This is a genomic window from Candidatus Laterigemmans baculatus, assembly GCF_010367455.1.
Lineage (GTDB): Bacteria > Planctomycetota > Planctomycetia > Pirellulales > Pirellulaceae > Laterigemmans > Laterigemmans baculatus.
In genome coordinates this window covers 227,865-254,074 of sequence record NZ_WRPR01000042.1, presented here as the reverse complement: position 1 = coordinate 254,074, position 26,210 = coordinate 227,865, and the positions used below count along the sequence as shown (strand labels likewise).

14 protein-coding genes are annotated in these 26,210 nt (G+C 64.5%); 3 read left to right on the top strand and 11 right to left on the bottom strand.

All coding sequences use genetic code 11. The features are described 5' to 3' along the window. Positions 1–2: 2 nt before the first annotated feature. A complete protein-coding gene (locus GNK13_RS09680; RefSeq protein ID WP_164102303.1) occupies positions 3–542 on the bottom strand; it encodes a hypothetical protein in 540 nt (179 codons plus the stop codon). Between the two features lie 749 nt (positions 543–1,291). Here GNK13_RS09680 and GNK13_RS09675 point away from each other — a divergent pair. Continuing rightward, positions 1,292–2,866, top strand: coding sequence for a sigma-70 family RNA polymerase sigma factor (locus GNK13_RS09675; RefSeq protein ID WP_164102302.1), 1,575 nt, complete (start codon positions 1,292–1,294; stop codon positions 2,864–2,866). 560 nt (positions 2,867–3,426) lie between these two features. Then, a complete protein-coding gene (locus GNK13_RS09670; protein ID WP_164102301.1) occupies positions 3,427–4,779 on the top strand; it encodes a tetratricopeptide repeat protein in 1,353 nt (450 codons plus the stop codon). Positions 4,780–4,996: 217 nt separating this feature from the next. On the opposite strand, the gene GNK13_RS09665 is transcribed toward GNK13_RS09670, so the two are convergent. The 10 genes from GNK13_RS09665 to GNK13_RS09620 all read right to left on the bottom strand — a co-directional run bounded on the left by GNK13_RS09665 (position 4,997) and on the right by GNK13_RS09620 (position 23,400). Continuing rightward, positions 4,997–6,508 carry a POT family MFS transporter gene (locus tag GNK13_RS09665; RefSeq protein ID WP_203329001.1) on the bottom strand — a complete coding sequence of 504 codons (1,512 nt, stop codon included), beginning with the start codon at positions 6,506–6,508 and terminating at the stop codon, positions 4,997–4,999. Between the two features lie 6 nt (positions 6,509–6,514). Further along, a complete protein-coding gene (glgC, locus tag GNK13_RS09660) occupies positions 6,515–7,765 on the bottom strand; it encodes a glucose-1-phosphate adenylyltransferase (RefSeq protein WP_164102300.1) in 1,251 nt (416 codons plus the stop codon). Positions 7,766–7,831: 66 nt separating this feature from the next. Continuing rightward, on the bottom strand, positions 7,832–9,739 hold the full coding sequence (gene asnB / locus GNK13_RS09655) for an asparagine synthase (glutamine-hydrolyzing) (RefSeq protein ID WP_164102299.1): 1,908 nt from the start codon (positions 9,737–9,739) through the stop codon (positions 7,832–7,834). Between the two features lie 159 nt (positions 9,740–9,898). Next, positions 9,899–10,906, bottom strand: coding sequence for a serine/threonine-protein kinase (locus tag GNK13_RS09650; RefSeq protein WP_390622505.1), 1,008 nt, complete (start codon positions 10,904–10,906; stop codon positions 9,899–9,901). A 92-nt stretch (positions 10,907–10,998) separates the two neighbouring features. Continuing rightward, positions 10,999–12,024 carry a glutamine synthetase beta-grasp domain-containing protein gene (locus GNK13_RS09645; protein WP_164102298.1) on the bottom strand — a complete coding sequence of 342 codons (1,026 nt, stop codon included), beginning with the start codon at positions 12,022–12,024 and terminating at the stop codon, positions 10,999–11,001. Between the two features lie 294 nt (positions 12,025–12,318). After that, positions 12,319–14,529, bottom strand: a complete 2,211-nt coding sequence (locus GNK13_RS09640; RefSeq protein ID WP_164102297.1) for a sulfatase-like hydrolase/transferase — start codon at positions 14,527–14,529, stop codon at positions 12,319–12,321. 811 nt (positions 14,530–15,340) lie between these two features. Next, positions 15,341–17,476, bottom strand: coding sequence for a DNA mismatch repair endonuclease MutL (gene mutL / locus GNK13_RS09635; protein WP_164102296.1), 2,136 nt, complete (start codon positions 17,474–17,476; stop codon positions 15,341–15,343). 90 nt (positions 17,477–17,566) lie between these two features. Further along, positions 17,567–17,980, bottom strand: coding sequence for a hypothetical protein (locus GNK13_RS09630; protein ID WP_164102130.1), 414 nt, complete (start codon positions 17,978–17,980; stop codon positions 17,567–17,569). A 75-nt stretch (positions 17,981–18,055) separates the two neighbouring features. After that, positions 18,056–19,666 carry a YhjD/YihY/BrkB family envelope integrity protein gene (locus tag GNK13_RS09625; protein WP_235934999.1) on the bottom strand — a complete coding sequence of 537 codons (1,611 nt, stop codon included), beginning with the start codon at positions 19,664–19,666 and terminating at the stop codon, positions 18,056–18,058. Between the two features lie 206 nt (positions 19,667–19,872). Next, complete coding sequence (locus tag GNK13_RS09620) at positions 19,873–23,400, bottom strand: hypothetical protein (protein ID WP_164102294.1); 3,528 nt, start codon at positions 23,398–23,400, stop codon at positions 19,873–19,875. A gap of 203 nt (positions 23,401–23,603) precedes the next feature. On the opposite strand from GNK13_RS09620, the gene GNK13_RS09615 reads away from it, so the two are divergent. Continuing rightward, positions 23,604–26,129: a c-type cytochrome gene (locus GNK13_RS09615; protein WP_164102293.1), complete on the top strand. Its 2,526-nt coding sequence runs from the start codon at positions 23,604–23,606 to the stop codon at positions 26,127–26,129. Positions 26,130–26,210: the final 81 nt, after the last annotated feature.

Genomic DNA, 26,210 nt, shown 5'->3' with positions numbered 1-26,210 from the left:
GCCTAAGTGTCCGCTGCAGGCCGACGGCTCTTTCCCAGCGAAATAATCACCACTCCCAGCAAAATGCTGACCACGACCACCGCCAGCGACCCGAAGCAGATCGCCCGCCAGTGAGCCCGCTCGTCGGCGAGCAGCTGGTAGGGGTAGGGAGTGCGGGTCGTGGGGTTGTGCTGCTCATGCATCTGCCAGACATCGACCAGCTGGGCGGCGGTCAGCTCTCCCATCACCTCCTGCGAGCCGGCGATGTGATCTTCGACGGTCATCGGGATCGGCAGGCTTTGCCAGCGAAAAGCCGCGAAAGTCGCGGATGCGGCGGCTCCGAGGGCGACGAACATCAGGACCGCGAAGGCGATCCGCGCCCCGACGCTAGTCGTTCGTTCACCGCGGGCATCCCCCGCAGCCCGAGCCTCGGGCAACCGCCGCAGCTCCCCGAGCGTCGGCACGAGCTGCGACTGGCCACAGACCGGACAGACGACGGTGCCGCCGGCTGCGGAGGCCGCGACGGGGATTTCGTGCCCTTCGGGGCAGCGGAGCAGGTACATGACGGAAGAATTCCTCGAGCAGAAAGCGGGGTGGGAAGATGCGGGTAATAACGAGCCTGAGACTGGACCGAGGGGGTTGCTTGATTAAGATTTGAGGGAAGAGCGAGGCGATCGACTCCAACAGCTCTCCCGCCTGCCGTTGCATACGCTGCGAGAGTTCATAATAGCGGGCTGAATCGTCCGGATTGTCGGCAATTTTCGATTGCCAAGTCGCCTCGCTTCGCGGTTGTCTTGATTCCCAGCGGCTTCACCGGAAGCTTCGGAACGCGAAGCCTTGGAACGCGACGTTTTGAAACTTGGGGATTCTGGCAGCACGAAAGATCCGGGCGGCAGCGGCAATCCGGGCAGCGAGGAAGAGGCGGGTCGTGCGCTTTGCCGGGGCGCGATTCTGAAGTTCCTCCAGGCGGGGAATGCCGACCGTAGGGGTCGCGAAGGAGCCTGCGGGCCCGACGGCGGAGTGGCCCGACGGCGGAGTGGCCCGACGGCGGAGTGGCCCGGCGGCGGAGTGGCCCGGCGGCGGAGTGGCCCCGGCCGATGCCGTCTTAAATGGTGTGATCGCAATGTTTTACCAATTGGTCTCTCGAGGCGGAACGGTCGAGAAGGGGTGGTACAATTACCTTGCCCCCACGACTCGACAGTGCATGTCTTTGGCTTGACCCAGCACTTGGAAAATGCGTCTCGGAGAGTGGTCGTGTCGCACCGATACGCCTCCCCCGCGACCAGAATGCAAACGGACAGGAGTGTACAAGTTGTTTGAAACCTTGTTGGACGATTTTGAAGACGATGCGCCGCAGGCAGCGGAAGTCGCCGCGGGCTTCCAGAAGCTGCCCCTCGACGACAGCGACGACGATGACGATAGCGGCTCGAGCCGGTTGGCCGGGCCGTCGGTCGCCGAGGGGGAAGTCCAGCTGGATAGCTCTGACGATCTGCTCTCCGATGCCGACGAGAGCGAATCGTGGTCCGACGATCCGGTCCGGATGTACCTGACGCAGATGGGCGAGATCCCCCTGCTGACGCGCCGCGAAGAGATCGAGCTGGCCAAGCGGATCGAAGAGACGCGGCGGCGGTTCCGCACCAAGCTGCTGGAGAACGACTACGTCCTCCAGGAAGCCTACAAGACGCTCAAGCGGGTCCATCGCGGCGAACTTCCTTTCGATCGCACCGTCCAGGTCTCGGTGACCGACCATCTTGAGAAAGAGCAGATCCTCGGCCGGCTGCCCCACAACCTCAACACGCTCAAGCTGCTGCTCCGTCGCAACCGCCGCGACTGGCGGATCGCGACCAGCAAGTCGGCCGATCGCCAACGCCGCGCCGAGGCCTGGCGGTCGCTCGCCCGCCGCCGCCGTCGCGCCGTGCGGTTGATCGAAGAGCTCGGGCTGCGAACCCAGCGGGTCGAAACCCGGATCGCCACGCTCGAGAAGTTCGACCAGCGGATCACCGAGATCGACCAGCTGATCAACGCCCAGCGGAACACCAAGCAAGGTCGCGAACTCCGCGACCGCTTGCTCTCCGAGCGCCGCCAGATCCTGACCGCCTGCCAGGAGACGCCGTCGAGCCTGCACAACCGCGTGATGGTCCTCAAGTCGGTCTACTCGAAGTACCAACAAGCCAAGCGCGAGCTGAGCGAGGGGAACCTCCGCTTGGTCGTCTCGATCGCCAAGAAGTATCGCAACCGCGGCCTCTCCTTCCTCGACCTGATCCAGGAAGGGAACGCCGGGCTGATGCGGGCGGTCGACAAGTTCGAGTACCGCCGCGGATTCAAGTTCTGTACCTACGCCACCTGGTGGATTCGCCAAGCGATCACCCGGGCCGTGGCCGACCAAAGCCGCACGATCCGGATTCCGGTCCACATGGTCGAGACGATGAGCCGCGTGCGGAACGTCGCTCGCCAACTGCTCCAGGAACTGGGCCGCGAACCGACGATCGAAGAGACCGCTCGCCGGGCCGAAACGACCGTCGAAGAAGCCCGCCGCGTGCTGGCCATGAGCCGCTATCCGATCAGCCTCGACCGCCCGGTCGGCAACAGCGAGGACAGCCAGTTCGGCGACCTCCTCCCCGATGGTGCGGCCGAGAGCCCCGCGATCGGAGCCGCTCAGGAAATGCTCCGCGACCGCATCAACAACGTGCTGCGAAGCCTCTCCTACCGCGAACGCGAGATCATCAAACTCCGCTACGGCCTCGGCGATGGGTACAGCTACACCCTCGAAGAAGTCGGGCACATCTTCAAAGTCACCCGTGAGCGGATCCGCCAAATCGAAGCCAAGGCGGTTCGCAAACTGCAGCAACCCAGCCGCAGCCAAGACCTGGTCGGGTTCCTCGACTAGCCCCCACGGTTGATTCCGGTCTCATCTCTGCCATGATCCAGGCCCCGTTGGAGTCGCAAGATCCCAACGGGGCTTTTTTCGTAGGCCCCCTCTCCCTAACCCTAGGCTGATGAAAATGATTTCAGAGGCCAGACGGTTCGGCGCGGCACTTCACCCTCAGCCCGAAGGGCTTAAACATAACAGCCCAGGGCAGAGCGTCGCGGCGAAGCCGCAGAGCGCCGCCCTGGGTGTCGGAGCGCACCAGTGCGCGAAGCCCTGAAGGGGCGATACAGGCTCTAGCGCCTGGCGCGGAGCTTTGTCTCGCCCTTTCAGGGCTTTTGGGTGTGAGGGATGCACGTGACCCAGGGCGTCGCTCTGCGGCGAAGCCGCGACGCTGTGCCCTGGGCTGGATTGTTTAGGCCCCTGCGGGGCGGGAAGACTGAAGCAGAATGCCACACCGCCCCCAGCCGTAGCAGTACCGATTCGCGTTAAGATGGTCGGCAACTGGCGAGCCTTTCCTCGCGAACCCTTCGGGAGAAAGGGGATCGAAAAAGCCTCCTTACACCCGAGGACCCCACAGCATGATCACGGTCGGCGAAGCGTTGCAGCGAGCTTGGCAAACGCACCAGCGCGGTCAGATCGCGGCGGCCGAGCACGCCTACCGCGAAGTAATCCGGGCGGTCCCCGCCAACCCCGAGGCCCACGTCTACCTGGGCATCGCGCTTTTCGACCAGCTTCGCTACGACGAAGCGGCCGCTGCCTATCGCGAAGGGCTTCGCCTCCGAGACCACTTTCCGGTCGCCTGGAACAACCTCGGCAACGCGCTGCGGATGCTCGGAAGAATCGACGAGGCCGATGCGGCATTCGCCACGGCGCTACGGCAAAAGAGCGACTACGCCAACGCGCTCAAGAATCGCGGCACCCTCTGGGTCTGGGCCGGCCACATCGAGCGGGGGCTCGAGTGGTACCAGCAAGCGATGCGACTGGCACCGGACGACGCCGAACTGCATCGCAACCTGGGGATCATCTATCTGCTGCAAGGCCGCTACGACGAAGGCTGGCCCGAGTACCGCTGGCGGTGGAAGATGCCCGGCATGCCCCGCCCGTCGCTGCCGCTTCCCCTCTGGCAAGGCGAGCCGCTCGAAGGGAAATCGATCTTCGTCTACCCCGAGCAAGGCTTGGGGGACGCGATCCAGTTCGTCCGCGTCGTCGAGACGCTGCAAGAGCGAGGCGCGACGGTGGTTCTCGGCTGCGATCCCAAATTGCTCCCGCTGCTCAGCGGCGTTCGCGGCGTGGGCAAGATCATCCCCTTCGGCGGCACCTTCGACCGCGTCGATTACCATGCCTCGCTGGTCGACGCCACCGACCACACCTGGCAAGGCGAGGCCCAGATTTCGGGAGCGCCGTACCTCGAGATTTCCGAGTCGCTGGCGGCTTACTGGCAGCGGTACCTGGAGGCCCTGCCGGGCAAGCGGATCGGCCTCTGCTGGCAAGGCAATCCCGCCCACCACGCCGATCCCTACCGCTCGGTGCCGCTCGCCGCGTTTGCACCGCTGATGGAGCTGCCGAACGTCAGCTGGATCAGCCTCCAGCATGGGCACGGCAGCGAGCAACTCACGAGCGTCGAATTTGGGGACCGCCTGCACCGCCTGCCCGAAAACCTCGACCAAAGCAGCGGCGCGTTTTTGGACACCGCGGCGGTGATGCGGGGACTCGACCTGGTGATCACCACCGACACCTCGGCCGGCCACTTAGCCGGGGCGTTAGGGGTTCCGACGTGGCTGCTGCTGGGCCGCGTCCCCGATTGGCGGTGGGGGCTCCGCGGCAGCACCACTCCCTGGTACGCCGCCCATCGCCTCTGGAGGCAGCAGGAGGTCGGCGACTGGCAAACGCCGATCGCGGACATGGCCGAGGAATTGCGGGAGAGGCGCTGAGACCGTGCAGCTATTGAGTGCTGCGGCAATAGGAATTCCCCTCACCCTCCCCCCGGGAGGGTCGGGCTCTCAGGCCCGGGGAGGGCCAGCTGAATCCATCTTTGCTCGCGACTCTACGTCGCTTAACGCCCTCCCCGCTCGTTCCTCGCGACCCTCCCGGGGGGAGGGTGTCGTTCAGAACGTTACGCCATCTCCGACGTTGCAGTTCGCTTCGCCTCTACAACCCGGCCTCCACCCCTTCTCCCTTCGCTCTTTCCGAACGGGCGTCGTCGGCTTCATCCTGGATGTAGGTTCGGCCTCGATAGAGCTTGGCCACACCGATGAATGCGACGGCGGCAACCGCCATCAATCCGGTAAAGAACCAGTAGTAGCTGGCTCCGGGCAACTTCGAAGTGCCGTCGGCATTCTGAATGAACAGATTCACTCCGGCCGTAATCAAGTTGCCTAGCGAGACCGAGAGCATATAGATGCTCATCACGATCGACTTGATGCTGTTCGGCGCCTGGGTATAGCTGAACTCGAGGCAGGTAATCGAGATCATGACCTCGGCGGCGGTCAGAATCACATAGGCCAGCACCTGCCAGGCGATCGTCGGTCGCCCTCCGTTCTGGATGTCGGTTTCGATCAGAGCGCTGACGGAGAACGCCAACACTGTCACGAACATCCCGATCGAAACTTTGCGGAGTGGCGTCAGAGGAAAAACGCGGTTGATCAGCGGATAGATGGCGTAACTGAACAGCGGCACCAGCAGCAGAATCAGCAGCGGATTGGCGGCCTGGACTTGGCTGGGCAAGACTTCCATCCCCAGCACCTGGGTGTCCATATTCTCCGCCTGCAACACCCACGCGCTGGCGGTTTGGTCAAACAAGCTCCAGAACACGGCGACCAGGAGATAGACCGGGGCCAACCGCAGGATGGCGTTCAGCCCATCCCCCGTGAAGGCATCGCGAAAAATGGACGAACCGCGCGGCGGGATATGGACGAACCGGTTTCTGCCCAACCAGAACAAGAGCGTGGCGATGGCCATCAGGATGCCGGGTACCCCAAACGCAATATGAGGCCCGTACCACTCGAGCAGCAGTGGAGTCAGCAGCGTGGAGGCGAAGGCGCCCAGATTGATCGCGACATAGAACCAACCAAACACCTTCTCCAAAAGATGCTTGTTGGCACTACCGAACTGGTCCCCCACGTGAGCAGAGACACAAGGCTTGATGGCACCGGTCCCCAGGGCGATCAGCGACAGACCGATTGCCAGCCCAAGGCGGGTCTCATCGAGTGCCAATGCCAAGTGCCCTAAGCAGTATAAGATCGAGAGCCACAGGATCGTTCGGTATTTTCCCAGCAGCCAGTCGGCGAGGAGGGCTCCGAGCAGCGGCGTGAAGTACGCCACCATCACAAAGGTGTGGACCCAGAATTTGGCGTCCTCCCCGCCCATGACTTGCAGGTTGCCACCGCTTCCGAGCAAGTACTGCGTCATGAAGACGGTCAGGATAGCCTTCATGCCATAGAAGCTGAAACGCTCGGCCGCTTCATTACCGATAATGAACGGAATCCCGGGAGGCATTCCCTTCAGCTGGTAGGGAACCACCTGGTACTTGGCCCGATCCCGTGCTGCGATCCGTCCGGCCAAGCCTTCGGCTGGAGCGGTCTCGGTGGCCGTGGCCGCACCTGCCGACAAAGTGGACGCGGGGGGCTCGTAGGGCGAGTTTTCCGAAGATCGGTCGTGCATGGTTGCTCAGTCCTGCCTGGAGTAAGACGGTGCTTCGATCCGCTCGCCGCGGGCGATCACGACCACGCCGCCGGGGCTGATCGTGAATCCTCGCGCCCGGTCCTGTTCGGGATCATAGCCGATTTCCATTCCCGCCGGGATCGAGACCCCCTTGTCGATGATCGCGCGGCGGATCCGTGCCCGGCGGCCGACGTCGACGCCCTCGAACAGAATGCTCCCTTCGACCTCGGCGTAACTGTTCACGCGGACGTTCGGACCGAGCACGCTACGGCTGACCTGCCCGCCGCTGACGATCGTTCCCTGGCAGACGATCGAATCGAGGGCCACGCCGCGGCGGTCGCTCTCGCCGGCGCTGCCGAAGACGAACTTCGGCGGCGGCAGATTCGGCTGGTAGCTGCGGATCGGCCACTGCTCGTCGTACAGATTCAGCTCCGGATCGACCCCCACCAGATCCATGTTGGCTTCGTAGTAGGCGTCCAGCGTCCCGACGTCGCGCCAGTACGCATCCCGCTTGCGGTTCTCGTCACGGAACGGGAAAGCCATCACGCGGTACTGGTCGATCGCTCCTGGGATGATGTTCGTCCCAAAGTCATGCCGGCTCTCGGGCAGCGTCGCATCATGGCATAACTGTTCGAACAGGAACGCAGTCGAAAAGACGTAGATCCCCATCGAGGCCAGGCAGACTTCGGGATCCTCGGGAGTCGGTTTGGGATCGGCCGGCTTTTCGGCGAAGGCGACGATTCGCTGATCGCTGTCGACCTCCATCACGCCAAACTGGGTCGCCTCGCGGCGGGACACGCGGAGCGCGCCGACCGTCACGTCGGCTCCGGTTTGGCGATGGTAATCGACCATCCCCTTATAATTCATCTTATAAATATGGTCGCCGGCCAGCACGACCACATACTTGGGCCGCTCGCGCTCGATCGCATAGATATTCTGATAAACCGCGTCGGCTGTTCCTTGATACCACGATTCATCGATCCGTTGCTGGGGCGGGACCACATCGATGAATTCCCCCAGCTCGCGGCAGAAGTATCCCCGCCATCCGGTGCTGATGTGACGGTCGAGGCTCTGCCCCTTGTACTGCGTCATCAGCAACAAGCGTCGCATGCCGCTGTTCAAGCAGTTGCTGAGCACGAAATCGATAATCCGATACAACCCGCCGATCGGGACCGCGGGCTTGGCGCGGTCACGGGTCAGCGGTTCGAGCCGCGAACCGCGACCTCCAGCCAAGATGATGGCGATCGTATCTCGCATCGTTTATCAATCCGTTTCGTCAAAAATCGTCCAGAAACTCGAGTGAAGGAGGACCGGGCGGAGCGCTCAACCCCACCGCCTCAACCACTTTTCCAATACCAGCAGGTTCCACAGCCGGTAACAATGATTCACCCGCCCCGTTTCATGCTCCGACACCAATCGCTCGACGACCTCGCGCCGCAGGTAGGTGCCGCTGCGAGCCTCGGGCGAGAGCAGCAGATCGTGAGTCAGGGGCCGTAGCGGCCCGCGGAACCAGTCGGCGATCGGGACGCCAAAGCCCATTTTGGGTCGCTTCCAGATCGCCTGGGGAATGCGATCGGCAAAGGCGTCGCGGAGCAGCAACTTACCACGCCCGCCCCGAAACTTCAGGCCGACCGGGAGCGAGGCGGCGAACTCGATGATCCGGTAATCGAGCATCGGCTGACGGACTTCCAAACCATGAGCCATCGAGGCGATATCGACTTTCGTCATCAAGTCGCCCGGGAGGTAGGTTTGCAGATCGGCCAGCGAAGCGCGGCTGACCACGTCCCGCTCGCCGACCCGTTTCCAGGCCTGGTGGAAAAACTCAAACGGATCGTCCCCCGGCAAGGCGGCGACCATCGCCTCGGAGTAGATTTCCGCCCGCAGCCGCTCGGGGAAGATCTGGATCCAGTTCATGTACCGCCGGGCGGTCGGCTGGCTGAGCGCTTGGAGAAACCGCTTGCCCCGGCGAACCAGCGACCGCTGGCGATTCGAGTCGGGCAGCCGCTGGATCCATTCGGCGCCGAGAATCCGCCGGCTTGGCAGCACGCGATCGAGCTGCCGGGCGAGCCACAGCGCCCGGTAGCGATCGTAACCGGCAAACAGCTCATCGCCGCCGTCTCCGGAAAGGGCGACCGTCACGTGGCGGCTGGTCAGCTCCGAGAGATACCAGGTGGGAATCGCGCTCGAATCGCCAAACGGTTCGTCGTAATGCCAAACCAGCCGGTCGAGAACGTCGACCGCGTTGGGAGTAACCTCGAACCGCTGATGCTCGGTCCCCAGCGCATCGGCGACCAGCTGGGCGTAGCGGGTCTCATCGAAATCTTTGACGGGAAACCCGATGCTGAAAGTCCGCACCGGTTCGGCCCGCTGCCCCTGGGCGATCGCGCACACGAGCGACGAATCGATTCCGCCGGAGAGGAACGCTCCGAGCGGCACGTCGGCCTGCAGCCGCAGCCGGATCGAATCCTCAAACAGCTCGCGGAGCCGCTCGGCCGCCGCGGCTCGGCTGATCGGCACTTCGCGGGAAAAATCACAGTCCCAGTACCGCTCGACGCGGAGCCGACCCTGCTCGTAAACCGCCAAGTGCCCCGGCGGCAGCTTGCGGATTCCCTTCCAGATGGTTTTCGGGTGGGGAACGTACTGGTAGGTCAGGTAGTCGTCGATCGCCGAGGGATCGATCTCCCGCGGCAGGTCCTGAACCTCCGCCAAACATTTCAGTTCGCTGCCGAACAGCAGCCGCTCGGGCTGCTCAGCATAGTACAGCGGCTTTTGGCCCGCCCGGTCGCGGGCCAGCACCAACCGCCGCCGATTGCGATCCCAGATGCCGACCGCAAACATCCCGTTGAGATGGGCAAAGCAGTCGGTGCCGAGATCCTCGTAGAGGTGCAGGATCGTTTCGCCGTCGCCATCGGTGGAAAAGCGATGGCCGTTCCCCTCGAGCCGCTGGCGGAGCTCGTGGAAGTTATAGATCTCACCGTTGAAGACCAACCAGATGCTGCCGTCCTCGTTGCACATCGGCTGCGGCGCACCGGCCAGATCGATGATGCTCAAGCGGCGAAACCCGAGGGCGACGCCGGGGACGTCGCCAGCCGCCTGGTGCCGCAGCGTCTCGAGGTGCGAACGGGCGTCGTCGGGACCGCGGTGCCGCACCGCTTCGGTCATGCGATCGAGCACTTCGCGAGCGATCGCTCGCTCGGGCGAAGTCCAGACCGCTCCGGTGATCCCGCACATGCAACGCCTAACTGTGGAAACGGGGCCTTATTCAGGATCAGGGCCTCTCGCCCCAAGATCCGATCAGCCGCCGGGCGCTAGCCCCCGGTTTCCGAAAAACGCGGGAAAACCGGACGCTAGCGCGTGGCGGCTGATATCACTGATCGTGCACTCTCCGGATCACCGGGACTCGGGCAATTCATCGATCGTCAGCGCCGCCTCGCGGAGGTCGCCGATCAGCTCTCGCATCGATTGCTGTCGCTCGCCAGGCTTTTTCCGCAGGGCCCGCATCAGCACCGCCTCGAGCTGTGGCGGCACGTGGCGATCGGGCGAACGCTCGCTCGGCGGAGTCGGATCGTTGTGAAGGATGTTGTTAAACGTTTCGTCGATGTTGGCTCCCCGGAACGGCTCGCGGATCGCCAGCATCTCGTAGAGCACCACGCCGACGCTGAAGACGTCGGTCCGCTCGTCGATCGCCCGCTTCCCCTCGACCTGCTCGGGAGACATGTACAGCGGCGTTCCCGGCCGCTGGCCTCCCATCGTCAACGTCCGCAGCTGCGTGGTGTCTTCGAGCGGCTGGGCCAAGGTGCTCTGCCGTACCGGTTCATTATCGTCGGCGTGTCCCCAAACCTTCGCCACTCCCCAGTCGAGTAGGATCACTTCGCCGAAGTTACCCACCCAGATGTTTTCGGGTTTGACGTCGCGGTGGATCACCCCGCGAGCATGGGCGTAGCTGAGGGCTTGGCAGAGTTCGACGACGATCTCCAGCCGCCGAGAGACGGGAAAGGCGGCTTCGGTCGCTTCGTCGTGGCGGGCCAGTCGCTTGAGGACCTCGAAGAAGTTCTCCCCCGAGATCCGTTTCATCGTGAAGTAGACGCCTTCCTGCGGGTCGTCCCCGATCTCGTAGACCGGGACCGTGTTAGGGTGCTGCAGCTGGGCGGTAACGCGGGCCTCGCGGAGAAAGCGGCGGCGTTCGTGGCGGTCGAGCATCGCCTGCGGCTGCAGCGTCTTGACGGCGATCGTGCGGCCGATGATCGGATCCCAGCAGGACCGCAAGATCGCGTTGCCGCCCCGCGCCATCTCGCGAAAGTTGGCGTATTTGGCCAGCCCCCAGGCGGGCTCGGTGGGGAGATCGGGATCGGTCCCGGAGAGGATGATTTCAGGGTAGCCTTCAGGGGTCATCGACATGCGGAGGGGGCTCCCATCAAACGAAAAAAAGGCTCGGTGACCGGGAAGGGTCACCGAGCCCCGAGCACGCTAGTGAAGGCCCATCAGCACCGTTAGGCGGTGACCGGCAACTTCGCTGATTTTACCGTAGAAATGATCGCCGAGGCCACCATGTAGGGGTCGGCGTTGGAGGCGGGACGGCGATCTTCCAGCCAACCCTTCCAACCGTTCTCGACCGTCCCGATCGGAATCCGGATCGATGCCCCGCGGTCGCTCACCCCGTAGCTGAACTTGTCGATCGACTGCGTCTCGTGCAGACCGGTCAGACGCTGCTCGTTGTCCGCACCGTAGACGTCGATGTGCTCCTTGATCCGCGGCTGGAAGGCCTGGCAGATCGCTTCGTAAACCTCGCGGCTGCCGCAGGTCCGCAGCGTGGTGTTGCTGAAGTTGGCGTGCATCCCGCTGCCGTTCCAGTCACCCTTGACCGGCTTGCAGTGCCAGTTGATCACCAGCCCATGCGCCTCGGCGGTCCGCTCGAGCAGGTAGCGAGCCACCCAGACCTGGTCGCCAGCGTTCTCGGCGCTCTTGGAGAAAATCTGGAACTCCCACTGGCCCATCATCACTTCGGCGTTGATGCCTTCGACGTTCAGCCCAGCTTCGAGGCACAATTCGAGATGCTCTTCGACGATCTCGCGGCCAACCGCTTTGCCCGAACCGACCGAGCAGTAGTACGGACCCTGGGGCCCCGGGTAACCCTCCTGCGGGAACCCGACCGGCTTGTTCGTCTCCGGATCCCAGATCGTGTATTCCTGCTCAAAGCCAAACCAGAAGTCGTCGTCGCGATCCTGGATCGTGGCCCGGCCGTTGGTGCGGTGCGGCGTCCCATCGGCGTTGAGCACTTCGCACATCACCAGGAACCCGGTCCCCAGACGGCCCGGATCGGGGAAGCAGGCGACCGGCTTGAGCAGACAATCGCTCGACCCGCCGGGGGCCTGCGCCGTGCTCGAACCGTCGAAAGACCACATCGGGGCGTCTTCGTATTTGCCGCTGAAATTGTCAACGATCTTGGTCTTGCTGCGAAGGCTCTGCGTCGGCTGATAACCATCGAGCCAGATGTATTCGAGCTTGCACTTGGTCATAAACAAGGTTCCCCAATGGATCCGAACAGGAAATGGAAGCGGCCCTCGACTCTCCCCTGCAAGCGCCGCGAATCGCCATCAGGAAGTCTCCCGAACCGCGCGAGCGCAGTGGCGATTGAAGCGCCATTGCGCAAGCTATTTACTCAAAATACTCGATCGGCGGAGCAGGAAAAGATGAATTGGGAAATTGGCAACCCCCTCTTGCCTTGCCCGCCCCAGTTTTCCCAAACCACGGCAGTCAAAAGGCTCGCCAACCGATCCCTTAGGGGAGAAAACCCACCCCACACAATTTTCTCAATTCCGCGCGATTTTGCTCTCCCGATAGCCCATACGGACCGCTTTTGCTTCCACACGCTCCGTTTCGTCGAGCTTCAGCCCGTCGACATACAGTCTCCATCGCGACCATTCACCCTCGGAGCGCGTGCGGTAGGCAATCGCAGCACCATCGGTCGTGCAGTACATCAGAACCGTTGAACCGCTGCGGCGGATCACCGGCGGAGCGGTCCGCTCAAATCGTCCACCGGGCCGCTGCTCGTGCATCAGCACCGCCTCGGGGACCAGTCCCTGATCCCCCACCTCCTGCTGCCACTGCTCAGTCGCCCGCCGCATCCGCCCCAGCCGCTCGGCATACTGGGGTCGCTCGGCCAAGTTCTCCGCCTCCTCCGGGTCCTTTTGGCAATCATACAGCTCCTCGATCGGCTTGCGGCTCAGCCACGGGTGAGCGGTGTACGGCTTCGACGGCTCGTAGTTGCGGAGATACTTCCAGCGGCGATCGCGGGCCGCCCGCTGAAGATCCACGTCGCCTCGGACCCGGTCGCGGTGAAAAAACAGATAAGCCGGTTCCGCTGCGGACCGCTCGACGAGCAGCCTCCGCCCCTGCAGCAACGAACTCTCCCGCGGTGACTGGTCCCCGCCCAGCGATTGGGGCTCCCGCAGGCCGGCGGCGGCGAGCATCGTCGGCAGCAGATCGAGCAGGCTGACCAAATCCTTCCGGACGCGTCCGCCCGGCAACGCCGCAGGCCAGCGGACGATCAGCGGAATCCGCGTCGCGCTCTCGACAAGCCAGACCGAACCCCCCGGCAGCCCCCGCCCCGAAACGCTGGTAAACACGACCAGCGTGTGTTCCTCGAGCCCGTCCTCGGCGAGCCGCTCGAGCAACTCGCCGACCTGGCGATCGATTCGGGCGACGCGAGCCCGGTACCGCGCCCACTGGCCGCGTTCTTCGGCGGTGGCGGCATACAGCAGAGGCACATCGCCGTCAGCGGGTGGGGCAGCGGCTGGCGGCTCGGCGGTCGGTGGCTCGGCGGTCGGTGGCTCGATGGGATCAATCGGCCCGATGGGCTCGGAACCAGAGAGCTCGACGACGGCAAAGAACGGCTGCGTCGCCTGGTCTCGCTCCCGCCAATCGGCATGCTCGCTTCCCTGCCGATCCCAAGCGGTCGAGGGATTCTCGAACGGCAGAGCGCCCACGCCGCGATGGGTGCAGTAGTAACCGGCGGCGCGAAACAGCTCTCCGGCGTGACGCACCTCGTGCGGCGGCACGATCCGGCTCGGCTCGTTCTGACTGCCGAGGCTCAGCGGCGAGACCCCTGTGAACATTCCGCTGCGGACCACTGCCCCGGTACCGGCCGGAGCATGGGCGCGGTCGAATCGCAGCCCCTCGCTGGCCAGCTGATCGAGGTGGGGCGTTCGGGCCTCGGCATCCCCGTAGCAGCCGAGCTCCGGCGAGAGGTCGGTGGCAACCATCCACAAAACGTTCGGATGGTCCTTTCCCGCCTGGAGCGGCTGGGATTGGGGGCGGCGAAACAGGAATTGATCGGTGGGGTCGACAGCCGGCGAAGCGCTCGGTTCGCCGCCAAGCGTTTCAGTACCGCCGCGGCCTTCTCCCTCGCTCCCCTCTTCCGCCTCGGCAAATTGACGAGCCTCGATGGCGTCCCACTCCCGCTGCTTCGCTTCCCGCACCGCCGCGGCCGCCTCTTCGGGTAGCGGGTCGAGTTGCTCGAGCAGCTGGGCGGCAGAGCAGGCCATGGCCCGCTCGGGATCGTCGAGTCGCTCGACCAACAAGTCGAGATTTCCCTCGCGATTGCCGCTCCGGCAGAGGGCAAACGCGGCTGCCATTTGCACTGCCGGATGCGGGTCGTCCCGAAGCGACTTCAATCGCTCAACCGAGGCCTCGAGCGGTTCGCCGCCGAGCCGCCCCAGGTCGATCGCCGCCAGATAGCGGACGGCGGGATCTTCCGATTCGAGTACTCCCCGCAGCGGCTCGCCGGCTGCCGAGCCAAACGGAGCCAGCGAGCGGACGGCGCGGAGCCGAACGACGCGCTGCTCGCTTTCGAGATCCGCCACCCAGCCGGCCAGTTCGCGACCGGCGACCGTCGGCACCGGTTCCGCCGCGGCCACCGCCTCGACTGGCGGCCGAGCCTCCTCGGCACTCACGCCAGGCCCCGACCAAAGAGCCGCCAAGCCGAACCAACCGGAGAGCCATACAGCACGCCAAATCCACATCGAACCCCCCTCCGCGATGGTGGCCACGGAATGACACGGAAGGCCACGGAAGGCCACGGAAAGAGAGCGGGGGAGCCACGGACGGACACGGAAGAGCACGGAAATGGGGGTGGGGAGGTGAACCATGGAATACACGGATTAGTGGCTTTCGGATTCCCCTTTCATCCGCGTTCTCCGTGCTATCCGCGGTCCTTCCCCTCTCCCTGCTTTTCCGTGGCCTTCCGTGTCCTTCCGTGGCCCACCCTCTGAAACCTGAAACCTTTCACCGACTCCCTGCCCTGCCCCTTGGCCCGAGCCTTCCGAACATACGGAAGGCCACGGAAAGAGAGCGGGGGAGCCCCGGACGGACACGGAAGAGCACGGAAAGGGGGGTGGGGAGGTGAACCATGGAATACACGGATTAGTGGCTTTCGGATTCCCCTTTCATCCGCGTTCTCCGTGCTATCCGCGGTCCTTCCCCTCTCCCTGCTTTTCCGTGGCCTTCCGTGTCCTTCCGTGGCCCACCCCCTCTGAAACCTGAAACCCGAAACCTGAAACCTTTCACCGACTCCCTGCCCTGCCCCTTGGCCCGAGCCTTCCGAACATACGGAAGGCCACGGAAAGAGAGCGGGGGAGCCACGGACGGACACGGAAGAGCACGGAAAGGGGGGTGGGGAGGTGAACCATGGAATACACGGATTAGTGGCTTTCGGATTCCCCTTTCATCCGCGTTCTCCGTGCTATCCGCGGTCCTTCCCCTCTCCCTGCTTTTCCGTGGCCTTCCGTGTCCTTCCGTGGCCCACCCCCCCTGAAACCTGAAACCTGAAACCTTTCACCGACTCCCTGCCCTGCCCCTTGGCCCGAGCCTTCCGAACATGCGGTCCAGTTCATCGCGGCTGAAGAACAGGGCAGTCGGTCGACCGTGCGGGCAGTGGTGGGTGTCCTGATACATCTCTCGTTGTTCGAGCAGGCTGGTCACTTCTTCGGCGGTCAATCGGTCGCCCGCTTTGATCGCTGCCTTGCAAGCGATCGTGTGCAGGAGATGGTCGAGCAGATCGCGAATCTCAGGATCTTTGCCCGCGGCGATCAGCGACTCGAGGGCCTGCCGGAGCATTTCCGCCGGCCCCAGATTGGCCAGCATCGCCGGGTAGCCGCGGACCAGCACGCTGTCGCCACCGAACGGTTCAATTTCGATGCCGACTTTCGCCAGCAGCTCGCTGGCGTCGAGCGCCGAGTTGCGTTCGGCCGGGGTCAGCGAGACCGGTTCGGGGACTAGCAGCCGCTGGGTTTCGAGCGATCCGCCGAGGACTTTTTCGCGAATCCGCTCGTACAAGATCCGCTCGTGCAGCGCGTGCTGGTCGACGACCACCATCCCCCGCTCGTCCTGGGTGACCAGGTAGCGATCGTGGATCTGGTAGCCGAGGTGGCTCAGCGGCGGCCCAGCATGCGGCTGGTGGGCATGCGGCTGGTGAGTGTGCGATTGGTGAGTGTGCGATTGGTGGTCGAGAATCTTTGGGCCGCTGTCGGAATCGCTGCCGCCGGAACCGCTGCCGTCGGAATCGCTGCCAGCGACCGCCTCGTCCTGCTCCCAGGGTGCGACCGCCGCCGGGTCGGGGGCCGCCGAGCCGGTTGAGATTGCGTCGGCTGAAGTTGGGCCGGCTGAGATTGAGCTGGGTGAGATTGAGCTGGGTGGGGCGGCGTCGAATTCGGGGCGGCGGACGGGCTGGGAGGTGCGGGGGTCGCCGAAGGGGCGAAAGGCGGGCGTGCTTCCGCCGCTCCGGGCCCACTCGATGACGCTCTGCCGCTGGGCTTCCTCGACTGCTGGCGAGAGCCCCAGAACGCTTCCATTGCCGGCCGCGGGGCGCAGCCGGTGAGCGTCGCTGGCGGCGGCCTGCGACGCGGTGGCTGAGGGCGAGCCATCGGATTCCGATGCGGCGGTGGACGACGAGCCTCCGGAGGGACCAACCCGCATGGTCAAGTCGGAGGCCAGGAACTTGTGACGCAGCGTCTGCAGCACGCGGCTGTAGATTCGGCCGCCATCGGCAAACCGCACCTCCAGCTTCGTGGGATGCACGTTGACGTCGACCATTTCGGCCGGCAGCTCCAGCTTCAAAAAGCAGACCGGGCTGCGGCCGGTCATCAACAACCCACGGTAGGCTTCGCCGAGGGCGTGCTGGAGCGAGCGATCGCGGATGTGGCGACCGTTGAGGATCAGATACTGCATCCGGGTGTTGCCGCGGCTGACCGAGGGGTCGCAGACGTAGCCGCTGACTCGAATCTGGCCGTCGTCGCTGTTGACGGCGATTAACGAGTCGGCGATCTCACCCCCGAAGAAGGCCGCGATTCGCTCGGACCAGTTGGTCGTCGGCGGCAGGTCATGCAGCTCCCGGCCGCCGCTGCGAATCGTCATGTGGACCGCCGGATGGGCCAAGGCGATCCGCGTGAACGCCTCGACGATGTGCCCCATTTCGGTCTGGGGCGTCCGCATGAACTTCCGCCGCACCGGCGTATTGAAGAACAGGTTGCGGATCTCCATCACGGTCCCCACCGGACACCCGCAGGGGGTCGGGCCATCGATGGTGCCACCGCGAACTTCGATCTCCGCGCCCCCTTCGCTCTCGGCGGTGCGGCTGCGGATGGTCAGATGCGAGACCGAACCGATCGACGCCAGCGCCTCGCCTCGGAACCCGAGCGTTTGGACATTGAAGAGCGCGTCGTCGTCGCCGAGCTTGCTCGTGGCGTGGCTGGCGATCGCCAGCGGCAGCTGCTCGGCGGTCATCCCACAACCGTCGTCGCTGATCCGGATCAACTCCGAACCGCCCTTCTCGATCATCACTTCGATCCGTCGCGCCCCGGCGTCGATGCTGTTTTCCAACAGCTCTTTGACGACCGAGGCGGGACGTTCGATGACCTCGCCAGCGGCGATCTGGTTGATCAGATTGGGTGGGAGTTGGCGGATTTCAGGCATGGCACAAATGTCGTGAAGGCAAAGGCGACCGTCTCGCTAGAAACAGCAGGAGACTGTCCGTTCACCATACCATGCCCACCCCCTCCTGCATCAGTCGCGAACGATCGTCCGGCCGTGCTTGGTGATCACCACGTCGACGCAGTGCCCGCACGACCATTTATAGGTCAGCACCTTGCGACCGAAGATCCCCTTCTTCCAGCCGTCCAGGCAGGGAATTTCCCCCGCACAGCAAGCCGGCACGCACACCGAAACCTTGTAGGGGCACCCGGTGCAGGGATCGACGACGCACAGCGTGACCTCGACCGGCGGAGGCGTGCAGCAGACCGGCTCGGGGCAGCAGACGGGTTCGGTCCCACAGACGGGCTCGGTCCCACAGACGGGCTCAAGACCACACCCCGGCTCGGCGACGACGTGGCCGACTCCCGCAGTCGCCGCCTGCGGCGCGAGGAGCGCGAAACCGGCAACCAACAATCCTCCCAGCATGGCATTCCGCAAAACGTTCATCTCTCACCTACCAACTCAAAGCTGTACCATCAAAGTTTGTGCGGACCGCCCGCACGCCCTAAGCGTAACAACTTCTCAAGAGCCTGCGATGCCCGCCGGACGAAATTGGCTGGAAGCCTGGGCGTAGCTCAGCTCGGCCAACGTCCGCTGCCCCAACTCTGAATCGACTTGGGCGAGCAGTCCGCCGAGCACGGTCCAGGACTTGGAAGCCGGATTGGCTGGCGTGAATCGTCCGGCCTGCACGATATCGGCGACCGTGATTCGCTCGGCCGGCCGAGCCGGGACGAATTGGTCGCTGTGTTCGCACTCGATCCGCCGCAGCAGGCCGCTTTTTTCCAACGTCTCGCAAAGCGGCAGCAGCACGCGCGAGGGCAATCCCAACCGCTGCTGCAATTGGGTCCGATCAAGCGCCTCGCCCTGCTCAAACGCGGCGGCCACTTCGACCATCAACAGCAGCAACCAGTGCGGGTCGCCCAGCAGGAGATCCTCGGCAATCTCGTCCTCGGCCTTAGTCGGCACATGGCCGCGAGCGGTCTGCAGCGTGTACGCCCAGACCAGCCCGAACAGAAAAATGAACCAGGTGATGTAGACCCAAAACAAAAACAGCGGGATCAACCCGAGTGAGCCGTAGAAGGCCGAATAGGGAACCGCGGTCGCCACGTAGAGCTGGAACCCAAGCTTGGCGACTTCCCACAGCGTAGCCGCGACGAGCCCTCCGACCGCTGCCGCCCGCGTCGAGACCTTGGTGTTGGGCATCAGGGCGTAGAGCAGGAACAGCAAAATCCAGCTCGCCAGTAGGGCGACCACGTGCCGCACGTACCAGCCGATCGGCAGCCCCGACTCGGTGCTCAAGTAGTCGACGATCCGCCCGCTCATGTACAGGCTCATCGCCAGCAGTCCCGACCCCAAAGTCAGGATCGACCAGTGGATCGCCAAGCGGATGTGGATCGGCCGCCCGGCAGGCGCTTCGTAGATCAAGTTGAAGACGCTCTCGACCGAGTCGGCCAGCGCGATCGCCGCATAGATGAATAGCAGCAGCCCCAGGATCCCAATGCTGGCGAAATCGAGGCTCGCCACCTTGCTGGTCAGCTCCCGCAGCGCCCAGCGGATCGTCGCCTGCGTTTGCTCCTCGACCGCCGCCGCAGCCGCCCGCTCGGCCGCTTCGGCTTCGCTCTTCTCCGCAGGGGCCACCGCCCCTTCGGGAGCCGCAGAATCGGGCGCACCAATCTCGGGCGGACTGGCCTCGAGAACGTCGGCCTCGGGAACGTCGGCCTCGGGAATCTCGGGCTCGGGGAGCGCCGCTCCCGGCGGCACGACCTCCTCGACGTCCTCCGCCGCCGGCCCTTCAATCAGCGCCTCCCCCTCCTCCGCGTCGCCCGCCGGCTCGTCGACGTACGCTTCGAGGGGGATTTCGGGAACGCCGAAGAACGAATACAGCTGGTCTTCGACTTGCCGCTCGACCTCTTCCAGACCGCCGATCACGCGGAACGTGACGAGGCTGAGGACGACCAGCGGGATCAGCGCGAAGATCGTGCGGTAGGTCAGCTCGGCCGCCATCCCTTCGGCCCGATGCCGCTGCAACACGCGCAGGCAGTGGGTGCCCAGATCCCAGGCGCGGCGGAGCCTCCGCTGATGACGCGTCAGCTCGGCGGCCGGACCGCGCACCGCGTCGACAACGTATTGCACCACTCGCTTAGCCACGCCACATCACCCTTCCCCTTGGGCATCCGTCTCTATTCATGCCAGACGCCTTGTGATTCACCCTCCTCCCGGGAGGGTCGGGCTCTTAGGCCCGGGGAGGGCGAACTGAACCCTACCACGCCCAGTGATCCACGTCGCGCATCGCCCTCCCCGCTCGTTCCTCGCGACCCTCCCGGGGGGAGAGTGTCGTTTCATCGCTCCAGAGCCTGGGTGAGCGGATCGGCGCCGAGCGTTCCGACGAGCTCGTCCACGTACCCGTCGCTGGCAATCCGCTCGAGCTGTTGGCGAACAAATTGCAGCTTCTGTTCCAACCCCAGGCTAATCGCCGCATCGGCGTGGTGCGTCTCGCTGAGGTATTTTTCGAGCGAAGCCAGATGCCGCTCGAACAGCTCCCGATCCCGCTGCCGTTTCGTCTCGAGCCGCTCCCGATACCAGTCGCTCTCGAGCAGGTATTCGCGGGTGAACAGCCGCCGCACTTCCTCGCTCGCCGCATCGTGGCCGTTCCACTGGCCGTCGGCCATGATCGACAGCAGCGCCTGGATCGGCGGGCAGGCCGAAGCGTAGGAACCGTCGTCGAGGTACCGCTGGGCGACCCGCTGCTGGGCTTCGGCGATGTGAAAAATTCCGTCGACGTACGATTCCAAGTCCTGCTTCTCGGGCTGCAAGATCTCAGCGGTGAAGACTTTGGAGGGATTGTCGAACACGCGGGCGAGATAATTGCGGACGAAGCGGGCCGTGATCCGGTAGCCGAGGCGGCTGGCCGGAACGGTCTTTCCCTCGTGCTCAAAATCGTCGATCCGCTCGAGCATCCCTTCCTCGATCATCGTCCGCGGGTCGCGTTCCTCGGGCCCCATCCGGCACCAGACTTCGGGAATCAGCAAGCTGATATCGTGGCCGACTTCCAGCTTGGGACCGATGTGTCCGGCCGGCGTGCTGAACCCGCCGAGCCCGGAGAGGACCATCGAGATGTAAGCCGCGTTCAAATCGGCCGTGGGGATCAGCGCGTTGAAGGGGCCTTTGGTCAGCGCCCCCTCGCTGCCGGCGCCGGTCGTGCTCGGGCTCTTGCCGGTCAGCGAGCAGATGTAGTCCATCATCAACTCGGGCAGATCCTGGTAATGGAGCGGACCGTAGACGGCCAGCGAGCGGAAACCGGCCACCGGGTCGGGTGGATTGTTGCGGCGTCCGCTGAGGATCGCTCCGACCGGAGCGTGCACCGGCTGGTCGGCGGGAATCTTGCGAAACAGCCGCATCCCCCGCTCGGCGACATAGGCGTCGCGGGCGTTGACGAGGTCGGGCCGGTCCTGCAAGTACCGCGGGTTCTTCGACCGCGTCCCGTCGGCGAGCACGCGGGGGTGGGCGCTGCTGACGACGTACCCGGTGTTCGCTTCCGCAGCGGTCTTCAGCAGGGCTTGCATCGGCGGGCTGTAGCGATCGAACTCGATCACGTCCTCGATGATCTCTCCCACCTCGGCCGAGGAGAGGGGCTCGAAGTTGCTGACGAAATTCCCGACCCGCGAGAGGTCCGATTCGGTCTGCGTATCGAGCCCGCGGTGGATCGCGTCGTCGGGGCGCTGGAACAGCCGGAATTCGCAGTTGGCGACGAATTTGTAGCTGGTTGCCGGAGCGATCGCCGGCCCGAGCTCCCCGAGCTGACCGGCCGGTGCGAGCGTGCTGGCCGTGATGTCATCCTCCATCTGGACTTTGGCCGAGGCGATGAAGTCCTGCCGCAACTTAAACGTCCGCCACCGCTGCGGTCCCGCCGTCCCGCCATCGGCACCTTCGAGCCCCACGCGAAGGTACGTCCCGACCAGTTCCCGAGCCTCGACCTTCAGCTCGTGTCCCGGCGAACCGTTGACCACATCGACCCCGAATCGCTGCTTCCAATCCTCTCCCCACTCGGGGCGCATGAAGCGTTTGATGATCAGCGCCATCGCATAGATATGCTCGGGAATTCCAGCCAAGAACGCGTTGTACTGGTCGCTGTAGTCGGGCGACGGCGTCAGCAGCTGGATCAAGCTGCCGAGGCTCCGGCGGGGGTCGAGCACGCTGCGGCTCGGCTCGCTGCGGTACTCGGGCTTGTCGGGCAAATCCTCCCGCCAGCGGTCCTCATACGATCGCTGGAACAATCGATCGAGCTCTTCGAAGTCGCGATCGATGTTGGCCACATAAATCGGTTTGTAGAGCATGTAGTCGCGGAGACTCTTGCTGATCTCACTCTTACCACCTCCGGAGACGGTGCACGGTTTGTGGCAGAGGACTCCTTCACCGACCGTGCCGACCAATCGCCACGAGGGGGCGTTGGGGTGTTTCTCGAGCCGAATCTTATAACCGCTCGGCGCAATATAAATCTCATCTGGTGAAAGCCGGATGCGATGCTCGCGGCCCTCGCGAGTCCATTTAATGCATCGCTCGGTGAGCGTGGCTTTGGCATTTTCTGGAATGTAAACCACGCTTGGCCAGTTCCGGTCGACGCCATAACCTTCGGGGCGGACGTCGACGAAGGAAGCGTAATCGCGAGCCACGTCGTCGAACGTGCGGCCGTTGTACCGCCGGCTGTTGACTTGGAACTCATCGCCGAGCGAGTACGAAGCGAACGCCATCGCCCCGCCGGCATGCTCTTCCTCCACGCCTCCCATCAGGTTCGCGGCGTAGCTGATCTGCGTCTTGACCTCTTTCTTGCAGTAGCCGAAGTAGTTGTCGGCGATCAGGGTCACGATCACCCCGGAGTCATCGCGGCATGTCAGCTTGAACGCCGAGCCATCGTTGTACAGCTCCGCCTCGTCTTTCCAGCACATCGAATCGTGGCGCTGCCGCTCGGTCGCCTGGTCGTAATGCGGCAGCCCCATCTCCTTTTTCGTCATCCGCACCAGGTGCGGCGCGAGGATCACGCAGCCGGTGTGGCCGCTCCACCGCTGGACGTCGACCGCCGCGTCGTTTTCGGGAATCACCGGATCGCCGGCGTTGCCGAAGATCGATTCGACGAAGTCCAAATTGCTGACGAGATTGCCGGGGGCGAAGAACCGCGTCTCCATCGTCTGGGCGCGGCAAAAGCCGGGCACGCTGGGACAGACGAGCGGACGCAGCAACAGCGAGACCCAGGTGTGCGATGGAGTCGGCGCGGTGGCCGTGTAGGGGAGAACCATCAGCGACTCGGGAGGCTGGATCGCCGCGCGGAACAGCCGCATGAAGGTTCGCTTGGGCACCGCCCGCTTGTCCCCGGGAATCGGCAAGCCCCCTTCGGTTACGTGGAACGTTCCGGCCGTGGTCCGCCGGTCGCTCGCCGGATTGTGCAGCACCCCGTTGTGGCAGCGATAGCTCTCGAGCAGCTCCGACTTGAACCGCGCGCCGTCGGCCGGCAGGCTCAGCTCCCGCGCCATCCCGTGGCGGTCGAGCCCCAACGAACGGTCGGGCAGTCGCAACGGTGCTTCGTCGGCGACGTCGGCAAAGTACTTCGCCAAAAACGCCTCGACCCGCTCGTCCACCGGCGCCCGGTAGTCGGCCAGCAGACGCGTCTTCTCGCGGAGATTCTCAAGCAGCCCGCGGGAGAAGTCGGCCAGGCTGTGGTCGATCGCGTCGTGCCCCTCCGGGAGCAGACCGGTCGAGGCGAGTTGGAGGGCGATGTAGCTGCGAAGCTGGGCGCGCTCATCCGGGTCGGTCCAAGTGGTGCGGAACCAGCCGAGCGATCGTTCCAGCCATTCTCGGTTCGGAGGAGTCTGCATCCGGGAAGTCCTTGCGACGGAGATCGAACAAAGCGCTCCATTCTGCCGGGAAAGTGGAAAATCGTCAGCCCGTGGGGCGCCCGGCGGCTGATGAACCGGGCCGTGTGCGTTGGTATCCTCCCGTAGCGGACGTTAAGCTAAACCTCCGTCCCCCTTACCGTCTTTTTCCAATCGCTCGGTCCTATCGCTCAGGGAATGCTCAGGTGCGACCACGTTCGATTCCTCTATGCCTGCTGTTACTGCTGCTCATCCCGCTTGGCCACTCGGTCGGCCGCGCCCAAGGTTTGGGAGCCACGCCGGCCGATGCGTTCCGCGTGCCCGAGGGGTTTGCGGTCGATCTGCTCTACACCGTGCCGGCCGAAGAGCAAGGCTCGTGGGTCAGCCTGACGGTCGATCCGCAAGGCCGGCTCGTCGCCTGCGACCAGTACGGCAGCCTGTACCGAATTACGCTTGCCGCGGATGCGAAGCCGCAAGTGGAGCGGCTGGATGTTGAAATCGGGATGGCCCAGGGGCTGCTCTTCGCCTTCGACAGCCTGTACGTGAACGTCAACGACCAGACCGGCAAGGACGCGCGGCCGGGCGGCATCTACCGGCTCCGCGACACCGATGGCGACGACACGTTCGACAGCGTCGAGCATCTGCTCGAGCTGAACAATGGCGGCGAGCACGGGCCGCACGCCCTGGTGCTCAGCCCCGACGGCAAGCGGATCTTCCTGTGCGCCGGCAACAACACGTTTCTCCCCAAGCAGATCGACCAGAGCCGCGTGCCTCGGAACTGGTCCGAGGACCACTTGCTCGGCCGGATGCCCGACGCCCGCGGCCACAACGCCGATCGTCTGGCACCCGGCGGGTTCGTCGCCTCGATCGATCCGGACGGCAAAGATTTTGAGCTGGTCGCGACCGGCTTCCGCAACCACTACGACATCGCCTTCAATCCGCTGGGGGAACTGTTCACGTTCGATGCCGACATGGAATGGGACGTCGGTACGCCCTGGTACCGCCCGACCCGCGTCAACCATGTGATCAGCGGCGGCGAATTCGGTTGGCGTAACGGCACGGGCAAATGGCCGGCCTACTACCCCGACAGCTTCGGTGCGGCGGTCGACATCGGACCGGGTTCGCCGACCGGAATCTGTTTTGGCACCGGAGCGAAATTCCCCGAAAAGTTCCAGCGGGCATTGTTCATCTGCGACTGGAGCTACGGCAACATCTTCGCCGTGCATCTGGAGGAGGACGGCAGCACCTACGGGGGCACCTACGAGACCTTCGCCACCGCCGCTCCGCTGCCGGTGACCGACTTGGTCGTGCACCCCGAAGACGGAGCGCTGTACTTTGCGATCGGCGGCCGGCGGACCCAGTCGGCCCTGTATCGCATCCGCTACGTCGGCAACGAGTCGACCGCCCCGGCGGCGATCACCCCCCATCCCGAAGCGGTCCAACTGCGGGAACTGCGGCATTCGCTCGAAGCGTTCCACGGCGAAGAGCCGTCGGCTGAAACCACCGCCGCGGCCGTCGCGGCAGCCGTCCCCCAGCTCGGACACGCCGACCGCGGCGTCAGCTTGGCGGCCCGCGTCGCGCTCGAGCATCAGCCGCTCGACGCCTGGCGGGAGACGGTCCTGGAGCTCTCGAGCGATCGGGCTCGGATCCTCGGCGTCGTCGCTCTGGCTCGCTGCGGGACCGACGCCGATCGCGAGTCCGCGGTCCAAGCTCTGCTCGCCGCCGACTGGAAGAACCTTCCCGCGGAGGACCGCATCAACCTGCTGCGAGCCTACGGGCTCTGCTTCCTGCGGCTCGGCGAGCCGTCGGCCGAGGAGCGGAAAGCGGTCATCGCGCAGCTCAACGATTCCTTCCCGACCCGCGACCCGCGGGTCAACCGCGAGCTGGCGACCGTGCTCGTCTACCTCCAAGCCCCGGGGATCATCACCCGCGTCGTGGCCGAACTGATCGAGGCGCCCAGCCAGGAAGACCAGATCTACTACGCAATGGCCCTCCGCGATCAATCCGAAGGCTGGACCAAGGCCGATCGCCAAGCCTACCTGAAGTGGTTCCAGGATGTCGCTTCGACCCGCGGCGGGATGTCTTTCGGCGGGTTCTTGCAAAACATCCAATCTGCCGCCGTCGCGACGCTCAGCGACGCCGAACGCGAAGCCTACGCCGAGCTGCTCAAACCGGCCGAGCCGCGGGACCCGCTGGCCGATCTCGAGCCGCGGGAATTTGTTCATCAGTGGACGGTCGAGGACCTCGAAGGGGTGCTCGCCAAAGCTGACGAGCATGACTACGACTTCCAAGCCGGCAAGCAGCTGTTCGCCGCCGCCCAGTGCTACAAATGCCACCGAATGGGCGTCAGCGGCGGAATCCTCGGCCCCGACCTGACCGGTGCCGGGGGTCGGTTCAGCGCCAAGGATCTGGCGGTCGCGATCATCGATCCCAATAAGGAAGTCAGCGACCAGTACGCCGCCACCCAGTTCCTGACCGATTCCGGCCAAGTCGTCGTCGGCAAGGTCATCAACATGAATGGCGACGTGCTGCAGGTCCTGACCAACCTCCTCGATCCGTCGAGTCTGACCCCGGTCAAGCGGGATGAGATCGAATCGGTCCGCTCGGCGCCGAATAGCATGATGCCCTCGGGTCTGGTCGATACGCTGACCGACAAAGAGATCCTCGATCTGCTCGGCTATCTCCGCAGCGGCGGCAATCCGGAGCATCCGCTCTACGGGAGCGGAACCTAGGGCGATTCGGGAGGTTGAATGGAAAAGTGGCGGAGCGGTGGGAGATTCCTTCCACCGCTCCAGCTCTGTTCCCCCCCAATC